We start from the raw sequence: 9,214 nt of genomic DNA on the forward strand, positions 1-9,214 counted from the left end.
AACAACGAACCCCACCGTTCCCCTTCCTGACGGCTCACTTCCTTCCGCGCAAAGCGTCCTGTTACTCCATTAAACAGGAATATACACAACTCTAGCCTTCCCATCATTTTTTTGCTATACTGAAAACATAAAGGAGGTAAATAAACGTGAAGAAGGCGAAAGTAACCTCATCTGATGTGGCGGAGGCTTCGGGAGTATCTCAGGCTGCTGTGTCAATGATATTAAATAAGAAATTTAATGTCTCCTTTTCAAAGGAAACAATAGAAAAAGTAGAGAATGCTGCTAAGGAACTGGGGTATGAACTTCCGGGCAGGAGGGTGCGCAAGGACAGCAGGCAGCAGAAGCTGATCGTGGCGTTTTGTCCTACCCTGACAAATCCCTACTATGTCATGCTGCTGCAGGGGATTGAGGAGGTAGCTAAGGAAAAGGGGTATGGTGTCTTTGTGTGTAATACTCAGAGAGACTTAAAGATCGAGGAACACTATCTGAAGATGATGGACAGGGTACAGCCTCTGGGAATCATATACACATGTAATCCAAGTACCTGCTTCAAAAAGCAGGTCAAAGAGCTGGCTGACCAGGTGCCGCTCGTGGTCATCAATAACAGGGAAGATATCATGGAAGTAGATGCCGTAGAGCTGAATAATTCCAAGCCGGGACGGCTGATGGCAAGACATCTTCTGGAGCTGGGGCATCAGAAGGTGGGATTTATTTCTCCGCCCCTTACTAGCAGGCAGCAGCAGAGGTTAAAAAGGGTGGAAGGATTTGTGAGGGAATTCGAGGAGGCCGGTTTTAAAGACGGTGTCTGTATAAAGGCAGCAGGTGAAGAATTCGATACTCTTATTCCCAGCATTGATTCTGAGTACAAAATGGGTTATAATCTGACCAGGGAACTTCTTATGGAACAAAAGGGACTTACAGCCATAGCTGGTTTAAACGACATGATTGCGCTTGGAATCATGGACGCACTGCTGGAGGCGAAGATTAAGATCCCTTCAGAAATATCTGTTATTGGGTGCGATAATATCCTGTTTGCCAGGATGCGCAGCATATCACTGACTACCATAGAGCATTTTGTGCCTCTGAAGGGACGGGATGCCTGTGATATCATCATCAAAAAAATACATTCCAAGACGGTGACGGATCCGGAGATGCTGCCTACCAGCATCTACCATGTAGAGTATGAGCCGAGGCTGATCGTCAGAGGAACCACCTCCTATGCGAGATAAAACCATTTGTTTAGTGACTAAACAGATTCGTAAATTTTAAATTTAAATATTTTACCATAAATTATTAGTTATAAAAAATTCAAAAGATATGTCAGATAACCGGGAAAAACCGAAAAAACGTCTGTTGTACCGTAAAATAACATGGGAAATTATTTATAATAATTAAATTATAAATAAAATAAATCACTAATAAAAATGACGGGCTATTGACCTGAGAATTTCCTGTGATATACTTAAGGAAGAACCGGACAGAAGGCAATTAAACGCATATTTAATGATATGAGCAGGGAAGGGCCGGTCATGTAAACAAAGGTAAAAATTAATTTACATATTTAATCCAAGGAGGAACGGATAATGAAATTTTTCATCGACACAGCAAAGGTAGAGGATATTAAAAAGGCAAATGATATGGGAGTAATCTGTGGTGTGACCACAAATCCTTCTCTGATCGCAAAAGAGGGAAGGGACTTTGTTGAAGTTATTAAAGAGATTACATCAATCGTTGACGGACCTATCAGCGGGGAAGTTAAAGCTACAACTGTAGATGCAGAAGGAATGATAGCTGAAGGCCGTGAGATCGCAAAGATCCATCCGAATATGATTGTTAAGATCCCTATGACTGTCGAAGGCCTGAAGGCTGTTAAGGTTCTGAATGCAGAAGGAATCAAAACTAACGTGACACTTATCTTTTCTGCCAACCAGGCTCTGCTGGCTGCAAGAGCAGGCGCTACATATGTGTCTCCGTTCCTTGGACGTCTTGATGATATCTCTGTAAGGGGAGTGGATCTGATCAGGGAAATAGCTGATATTTTTGCAGTAGCAGGAATTGAAACAGAGATCATAGCTGCCAGTGTCCGCAATCCGATCCATGTGACAGACTGCGCACTTGCAGGGGCAGACATTGCAACAGTTCCATATTCTGTAATCGAGCAGATGACAAAACATCCTTTGACAGATGCAGGCATTGCTAAGTTCCAGGCAGACTATAGAGCAGTATTTGGAGAATAACCGGGGGAAAATCAGGAGGATTTCAATGAACAAATTAGAGCTTCAGAAAACGGCTAATGAGATCCGCAAGGGCATTGTTACCGCTGTGCACAGTGCAAAAGCGGGACATCCGGGCGGTTCACTTTCCGCAGCAGATTTATTTACTTATTTATATTTTGAAGAAATGAATATTGATCCAAAGGACCCGAAGAAAGCAGACAGGGACCGTTTTGTCCTTTCTAAAGGACATACAGCGCCGGGCCTGTACTCTACTCTTGCTGAGAGAGGATATTTCCCGAAAGAGGATCTTGTGACACTTCGCCATCTGGGATCTTATCTGCAGGGACATCCGGATATGAAGCATATCCCGGGTGTGGATATGTCCAGCGGATCATTGGGACAGGGGATCTCTGCAGCAGCAGGCATGGCTCTTTCAGCCAAGCTGAGCGGTGATTCTTACCGTGTATATACTCTTTTAGGAGACGGGGAGATCCAGGAAGGCCAGGTATGGGAGGCGTCTATGTTTGCCGGAGCTAAAAAGCTGGATAACCTGGTTGTAATAGTAGATAATAACGGACTGCAGATAGATGGAAAGATTGAAGACGTATGCTCTCCGTATCCCATTGACAAAAAATTTGAAGCTTTTAATTTCCATGTGATAAATGTAGCTGACGGAAATGATTTTGACCAGTTAAAAGCAGCTTTTGATGAGGCAAAAACTGTAAAAGGCATGCCTACGGCTATTATTATGAAGACTGTAAAAGGTAAAGGCGTTTCTTTCATGGAAAATCAGGTGGCTTGGCACGGTACAGCTCCAAATGATGAGCAGTACGCAGTTGCTATGGCAGATTTAGAAAAGGCAGGTGAAGCATTATGTCAGAAGTAAAGAAAGTAGCAACGAGAGAAAGCTATGGAAACGCCCTTGTAGAACTGGGCGCTGAATATCCGAATCTGGTAGTTCTTGACGCTGACCTTGCTGCAGCTACAAAAACAGGCGTGTTCAAGAAAGCTTACCCGGAACGTCATATCGATTGCGGTATTGCTGAGTGCAATATGGCTGGAATCGCCGCAGGGCTTGCTGCTACAGGCAAGATCCCGTTTATGAGTTCATTTGCCATGTTTGCCGCAGGGCGTGCATTTGAGCAGGTGCGCAACTCTATCGGATATCCTCATCTGAATGTTAAGATTGGCGCCACACATGCAGGTATCTCTGTAGGTGAAGACGGTGCTACTCATCAGTGCAATGAAGATATAGCCCTGATGCGCACTATTCCTGGAATGGTAGTCATCAATCCTTCAGATGATACAGAAGCCAGGGCAGCTGTGAGAGCAGCAGTAGAGTATGAGGGACCAGTCTATCTGCGTTTTGGGCGTCTGGCAGTTCCTGTCATCAATGACAGGCCGGATTATAAATTTGAACTTGGAAAAGGCGTTGTGCTCCGTGAGGGCAAGGATCTGACGATCATCGCTTCCGGCCTTCCTGTGGCGGCTTCTTTGGAAGCAGCAGAGAAGCTCTCAGCTGATGGAATCGATGCTAAGGTCATCAATATCCACACTATCAAGCCTCTTGATGAAGAGCTTGTTATCGCAGCAGCTAAAGAGACAGGAAAAGTTGTGACTGTAGAAGAACATTCCGTGATCGGCGGACTGGGAAGCGCTGTATGTGACTGCCTCAGTGAGAATGCACCAACTAAGGTGATGAAGATAGGTATAAATGATACATTTGGCGAATCCGGACCAGCTGTGGCTCTGCTTCAGAAATATGGACTGGACTGCAATGGTATCTACAGCAGGATAAAAGAATTTATGGCGTAATGTCTGAAACAAATAAGTAAAGTGACAGCCAAATCGAAACGCCGGTTTCCGTTAATTATTCGGGAGCCGGCGTTTTGTACGTGTTCAGGAATATTTTAAATTGGGTTAAGCCCAGAAGATCTCATCTGATTTCGGTGATCTGCACCATGAACAGGCAGGCAGCCATGCGGATTCTTCAACTGGAGCTTTATAGGAATCACCCTGGCAGGTCATTGTAATGCCCTGAGCGATCCGCTCAGCTATACCGAATACGGCAGAAAGGCGTGCTGTCTGGAGAGTAAGCTGAGAGAAACGGCCTGCCGGTCCTACGATACCTGTAATGCAGATATCACCTGCCGTATCCAGATTTTTGCTTACGCCGGCTCCCGGGCAGAGGCTTCCCTGGCTGATAGTGATATAGCCCTGATGCTTTTTGGTGCCCAGTGAAGCATCAATTGCTATACAAAGGCTCCCGGGGTGATAATTCTGTATCCTGACAAGAGTTTCTGTGAGGTTCAGAGCATGTACAGGTGCCTCGAGAGTACCATACACAGTAACACCCTGCAGGCGTTCCTTTTTCAGCATACTGCCTACAAGAGGCCCCAGGCTGTCGCCTGTTACGCGGTCACTGCCAATACAGAGTATTACCAGTTCCTCAAAACGTCCCCTGAATTGCCTGATCAGGGAGCCAAGACAGTCAGCAGTCAGAGAAACGGCATATTCTGATTTAGAGTCTATATAACAAGTATCTTCTATCATAAATTTTTCTTTCATAATAAATTCCTTTCAAGGTGTTTTCTAAAGTTTATCCAGCTTGTTTTGCAAATATTCAAAAATGTGCATATGGTTATATACAAAATATGTCGTAATTCTTTTAAAAAATCTTCCATGAACTGCTAAAATTTGCAGTGGACATGTGCTACTATTTCCCCTATAAAGGAGTGATAGGAGTATGAATAATGTGACGTATTCAGGGAATTCCCAGGAGAGGGAAGAAGAAACCTTCACCCTGCCGAAAAATATTCGTCAGATAGGGGAAGGCGGAAAGAACAAAAAGATTTACCTGGAGGATTATGCGGTAACTTACATGCTGCAGCTGGCAAAGGACAAAACAGAGAAAAAAGGGGCGCTGCTCCTTGGGGAGAAGGAGCAAAAGGAGAATGTCTGGTATTTCTTTGTAAACAGCGTGCTGGAACTTTCTGATATACGTTTTGAAGAAGAGGACTGGAAAGAAATCAAGGAACAGGCAGCGCAGTTTTTCTGCGGGAGAGAGATACTGGGCTGGTTTCTCTATGTCCCGGAGGATGATCCCATAAGCGGGGATGAGGTCAGCTGTATCCATCTGAATCAGTTTGGAGAAAATGATAAGCTGCTTATCATCTCAAGCCAGGAGGAAACAGATCTTGAGCTTTATCTGACTGAAGCAGGAAATCTCGCTATGCAGCCGGGCTACTACATTTATTATGAGAAAAACGAACAGATGCAGGATTATATGGTGTCCAGAAACGAGGGACATTCCATTGAAAAAGAAATTGTAGTGACGGATAAGGCTATCCAGAATTTTAGGAAGATTGCAGAAGAGAAGAGGGAATCAGTTCCAAATGTAGGATTCACAAGATTTCTGTATGGTGCGTGCACGTTTTTAATCATGACAGTGCTGGTATTAGGCGTCACTACGATTAATAATTATGACAAGATGAAAAATCTGGAGGTGGCACTTGATACACTGAAGGGAGAAAATGATCTTCAGCAGGCATCTGGAAAAGTGAAAACGGAGACAGAAAACATCTCCCTGGCCGGAATTGAGGACAAGACCGTTAAAAAGGGTGACGACCTGGCAGAAGTGCTGAATGGAGGGGACGTAAAAGCAGATGGAAAAAATGCGGACAAGTCTGAACAGAAAATAACAGAAGTATCAACAGAGCAGGCAGAATCATCTGATACTGCAAAATCTAATGAAACTCAGAAGTCTGGCGAAAATGACGCAGAAGCCTCTCAGTCATCAGAGAAAACTGCTGAAGAACCGAAGCAGAAGTCTGGTACAAACGCAGAGACAGAAAGCAAGGGAGCAAAGGAACAGACTGAAACATCGAAGACAAATGGAGGAAATAAAGAGGCAACTGCAGATGCTCAGTCATCCTCAGACGGAAAAAAGGATGATGAAGTGCTGCCGGCCATGGCCGGGTTAGAAGACCAGAATGCAAACAGAGCGTCGTACACAGTAAAAAATGGCGATACACTTGCAAACATCTGCAAAATGTATTATGGAAACCTGCAGAAACTGGAAGAAATCTGCAGTATAAATAATATTGAAGATGAAAACAAAATTCTCCCCGGCCAAAAAATATATCTGCCATAATGGCTACAGGAGCAGCGGGGTCTTTGACCCTGCTGCTTTGCTGTCTGGAAAGTGAAGCAATATCTTCATCCAGGGAGTAGTTTAAAAGTAATTTTTCCGCTAAACTATGGAAAAACACTCCTGAAAGTGTTATAATACCCAAAATACTGTTGTTACGACTTTAGATTTTGGAAGAGAGTGTAAGATGGGGAAAATAAAAGATAAGTTGAAGGGGATACCGGTTCATGTCAAGAATCTGGGGCCTGTTCGTAAAATAAGAGAGAAACGGGAAGAAAAGAAGCAGCAGCAGGATATGCTTTGGAGTCCGGCTGATGCACAGAATCTGGAATTCCCTGATCAAGTAGAAATATATCAGAAAAAAAAGAAGAATAAGTGGATCATTATCTCCAGTATAGTAGTTGTTGGCGTGCTGGGGCTTTTTATTTTTGACTATTTCCATGTGGCCACAGGGTATTTTGTTACTTCAGATGAGGAGAGATCAGATATCAGCGGAACACAATATCTGGAACTGGGCAGCGGCCTGCTGAAATTTAGTTCTGACGGGGCTTCCAGCATCAGTAATTCAGGGGAAGTAAACTGGAGTACCACATACAGCATGCAGAGCCCCATAGCCGATATATGTGAGAATACAGCAGCAATTGCCGATCAGAAGGGTACTCAGATATACGTTTTTGGAGAAGAAGGATTAAAGGGACAGTTTAAAACCCTTCTCCCGATCGAAAAGGTTAAGGTGGCGAGACAGGGAGTTGTAGCAGCTGTTCTTGAGGACGGTGATGTGACCTGGATAAATTTTTATGATGCTTCAGGAACTGAAATTGCCAAAAACAGAACATCTCTGGGAGAATCAGGTTATCCTTTAGATATAGCGCTTTCTCCTGATGGAATGAAGATAATGATCTCTTACCTTAAAACCACCACCGGCGTTATCAGCACAGATATTTCGTTTTATAATTTTGATTCTGTGGGGCAGACTAAGATAGATAATATGGTCAGCAGCACATCTTATGAAAATGCCGTGGCTCCCAATGTGTGTTTTTTGAGCGAATCAGTTTCAGCGGCATTCAGGGATGACGGCTTTTCTATATATAAAGGGAAGCAGATACCAGAGGAAAAGGCAAATGTAGAATTTGAACAAGAGGTGCTCAGTATTTTCTATGATGACAGCCATCTGGGATTTGTGTTTGCCAGTGATAAGATTGAGCATAAATATAAGATACAGCTCTATGATCTGAATGGCCGAAAGACTATGGAGCAGTATATAGATATGGAATATACGAAAATCAAGCTGGACGGAGGAAAGATCATCCTTCTGAATGACAAAAAATGTGCCATTTACAGCACTGGAGGCAGAAAACTATTTGAAGGCACTTTCCAGGAGCCGCTGGTGGATGTTATAAGTGTGCCGGGATTAAGGAAATATATGGCGCTTACACAGAACAGCACAATCTGGTTCAGGCTGAAGTAGAGGAGAACTTATGGATGTATTAACAATTATTATACTGCTGATTTTATTACTGTTTACATTAAACGGATACAGGAGGGGATTCGTGAAGACCCTGGTATCCATGGTGTTCTTTGTTCTGGCTATGGTGCTGGTGTATTTTGCAACGCCATATATCAGTGACTTCTTAAAAGAGAAGACACCTGTCTATACTACTATAGAAGCTAAATGTGAGGAGATGCTGGGGCTGGATAAACTTATGGGAGCCTCCTCGGCCAAGGAGGATAAGACGGGTGATTCAGATAAAGAAAAAGAAAGCAAAGAGACAGAGAAAGTTCCTGAGAGCGAAGGAAGTTTAGGAGATATCTTAAACAACATCCAGTCAGGGGATATTTCTGTGACAGACCAGATGAAGCTCATAGAGAACCTGGGAATACCCCAGCTGCTCCAAAAACAGCTTCTGGATAATAATAATGCAGCCGGGTATGCCCAGGTAGCGGCAGAAAATTTTAAAGGTTATATTGTGGGCTATTTGTCTTCTTTGATTTTGAATATTATCTCATTTATAGTAGCCAGCATTTTAGTGTTTATACTTTTGAAGCTGACAGGTATGACTCTTGACATCCTGACAAAGCTGCCGATTATCCATGGTTTGAACCAGGTAATGGGCCTTGTACTGGGATTCTTACAGGGTTTGATATTTATATGGATAGCATTCCTTATAATAACTATTTTCAGCGGAACAGATATTGGGCATAAGCTTATGGTAATGATCAATGAAAGTGAGATACTCACTTTCCTGTATAATACAAATTATCTCATGAAAATTCTTATGGGATTGGCGGGATCGCTGTAATAGAAAGTATACACCTCCGTGCATCCCGTAACTCAATCCTTCGGATGGGCGTGCTGCGCACGATAATGTTTAGCAGACCGGGAGTACTGTGAAAGTATCACAGGATCCCGGTCTTATTTATATAAGATGATATTGGGGGCAAAAGGACTTACGCTCTAAAAAATAAGAGCTTTATTTCGGACAGCAATGAGCCAAGTGAATATGTTTGCAAGTGTATTTGACGACTGTCGCGAGCTTTTAGTTCAATTTGTACGTGTAATTTCGAAAAAGTCCGTTATGAAAACACATATGTAAGCAGCATAAAGAAATTTATCGATAATTCAAAAAAATCGAAAAAATTACAAAAAAGGTGTTGACTTTATTAGGTATAGATGGTAATATAAGCAAGTCGCTTCGGTAGAGGCGATGAGCTGAAAAAAAGAAATAAAAAAAGTTAAAAAAGTTGTTGACAAACATCGAAAGATGCGATAGAATATAAAAGCTGTCAGAGAGACAACAACAAAGAAACAAAATAGAGAAACACAAAGAACCTTGATAATTGAATAGTG

Annotated in this window: 8 protein-coding genes; 7 read left to right on the forward strand and 1 reads right to left on the reverse strand. The window is 42.9% G+C overall.

The annotated features are described in order from the left end of the window. Positions 1-146: 146 nt before the first annotated feature. The 4 genes from NSB28_RS24505 to NSB28_RS24520 all read left to right on the forward strand — a co-directional run bounded on the left by NSB28_RS24505 (position 147) and on the right by NSB28_RS24520 (position 4,031). Positions 147-1,229 carry a LacI family DNA-binding transcriptional regulator gene (locus NSB28_RS24505; protein ID WP_109748854.1) on the forward strand — a complete coding sequence of 361 codons (1,083 nt, stop codon included), beginning with the start codon at positions 147-149 and terminating at the stop codon, positions 1,227-1,229. Positions 1,230-1,583: 354 nt separating this feature from the next. Beyond that, positions 1,584-2,237: a fructose-6-phosphate aldolase gene (fsa, locus tag NSB28_RS24510; RefSeq protein ID WP_109748855.1), complete on the forward strand. Its 654-nt coding sequence runs from the start codon at positions 1,584-1,586 to the stop codon at positions 2,235-2,237. 25 nt (positions 2,238-2,262) lie between these two features. Continuing rightward, positions 2,263-3,102, forward strand: a complete 840-nt coding sequence (locus NSB28_RS24515; RefSeq protein WP_109748856.1) for a transketolase — start codon at positions 2,263-2,265, stop codon at positions 3,100-3,102. Continuing rightward, positions 3,090-4,031 (forward strand): transketolase family protein, encoded by a 942-nt coding sequence (locus tag NSB28_RS24520; protein WP_109748857.1) that lies wholly within the window; start codon positions 3,090-3,092, stop codon positions 4,029-4,031. The genes NSB28_RS24515 and NSB28_RS24520 overlap by 13 nt, the downstream gene beginning before the upstream one ends. Before the next feature lie 105 nt (positions 4,032-4,136). On the opposite strand, the gene yyaC is transcribed toward NSB28_RS24520, so the two are convergent. Further along, positions 4,137-4,784 (reverse strand): spore protease YyaC, encoded by a 648-nt coding sequence (yyaC, locus tag NSB28_RS24525; protein ID WP_243134954.1) that lies wholly within the window; start codon positions 4,782-4,784, stop codon positions 4,137-4,139. A 178-nt stretch (positions 4,785-4,962) separates the two neighbouring features. On the opposite strand from yyaC, the gene NSB28_RS24530 reads away from it, so the two are divergent. From NSB28_RS24530 to NSB28_RS24540, 3 genes are all read left to right on the forward strand, one after another. Then, entirely contained in the window at positions 4,963-6,369 is a 1,407-nt protein-coding gene (locus NSB28_RS24530; protein ID WP_109748858.1) for a LysM peptidoglycan-binding domain-containing protein, read from the forward strand. A 184-nt stretch (positions 6,370-6,553) separates the two neighbouring features. After that, positions 6,554-7,834, forward strand: a complete 1,281-nt coding sequence (locus tag NSB28_RS24535; protein WP_109748859.1) for a DUF5711 family protein — start codon at positions 6,554-6,556, stop codon at positions 7,832-7,834. Positions 7,835-7,844: 10 nt separating this feature from the next. Continuing rightward, on the forward strand, positions 7,845-8,666 hold the full coding sequence (locus NSB28_RS24540; protein ID WP_109748860.1) for a CvpA family protein: 822 nt from the start codon (positions 7,845-7,847) through the stop codon (positions 8,664-8,666). Positions 8,667-9,214: the final 548 nt, after the last annotated feature.

This window comes from Murimonas intestini (genome assembly GCF_024622195.1).
GTDB classification, from domain to species: Bacteria; Bacillota; Clostridia; order Lachnospirales; family Lachnospiraceae; genus Murimonas; species Murimonas intestini.

Coding starts and splice junctions, on each gene's coding strand:
- fsa (WP_109748855.1), top strand. CDS start 1,584: ATGAAATTTTTCATCGACACAGCAAAGGTAGAGGATATTAAAAAGGCA.
- NSB28_RS24515 (WP_109748856.1), top strand. CDS start 2,263: ATGAACAAATTAGAGCTTCAGAAAACGGCTAATGAGATCCGCAAGGGC.
- NSB28_RS24520 (WP_109748857.1), top strand. CDS start 3,090: ATGTCAGAAGTAAAGAAAGTAGCAACGAGAGAAAGCTATGGAAACGCC.
- yyaC (WP_243134954.1), bottom strand. CDS start 4,784: ATGAAAGAAAAATTTATGATAGAAGATACTTGTTATATAGACTCTAAA.
- NSB28_RS24530 (WP_109748858.1), top strand. CDS start 4,963: ATGAATAATGTGACGTATTCAGGGAATTCCCAGGAGAGGGAAGAAGAA.
- NSB28_RS24535 (WP_109748859.1), top strand. CDS start 6,554: ATGGGGAAAATAAAAGATAAGTTGAAGGGGATACCGGTTCATGTCAAG.
- NSB28_RS24540 (WP_109748860.1), top strand. CDS start 7,845: ATGGATGTATTAACAATTATTATACTGCTGATTTTATTACTGTTTACA.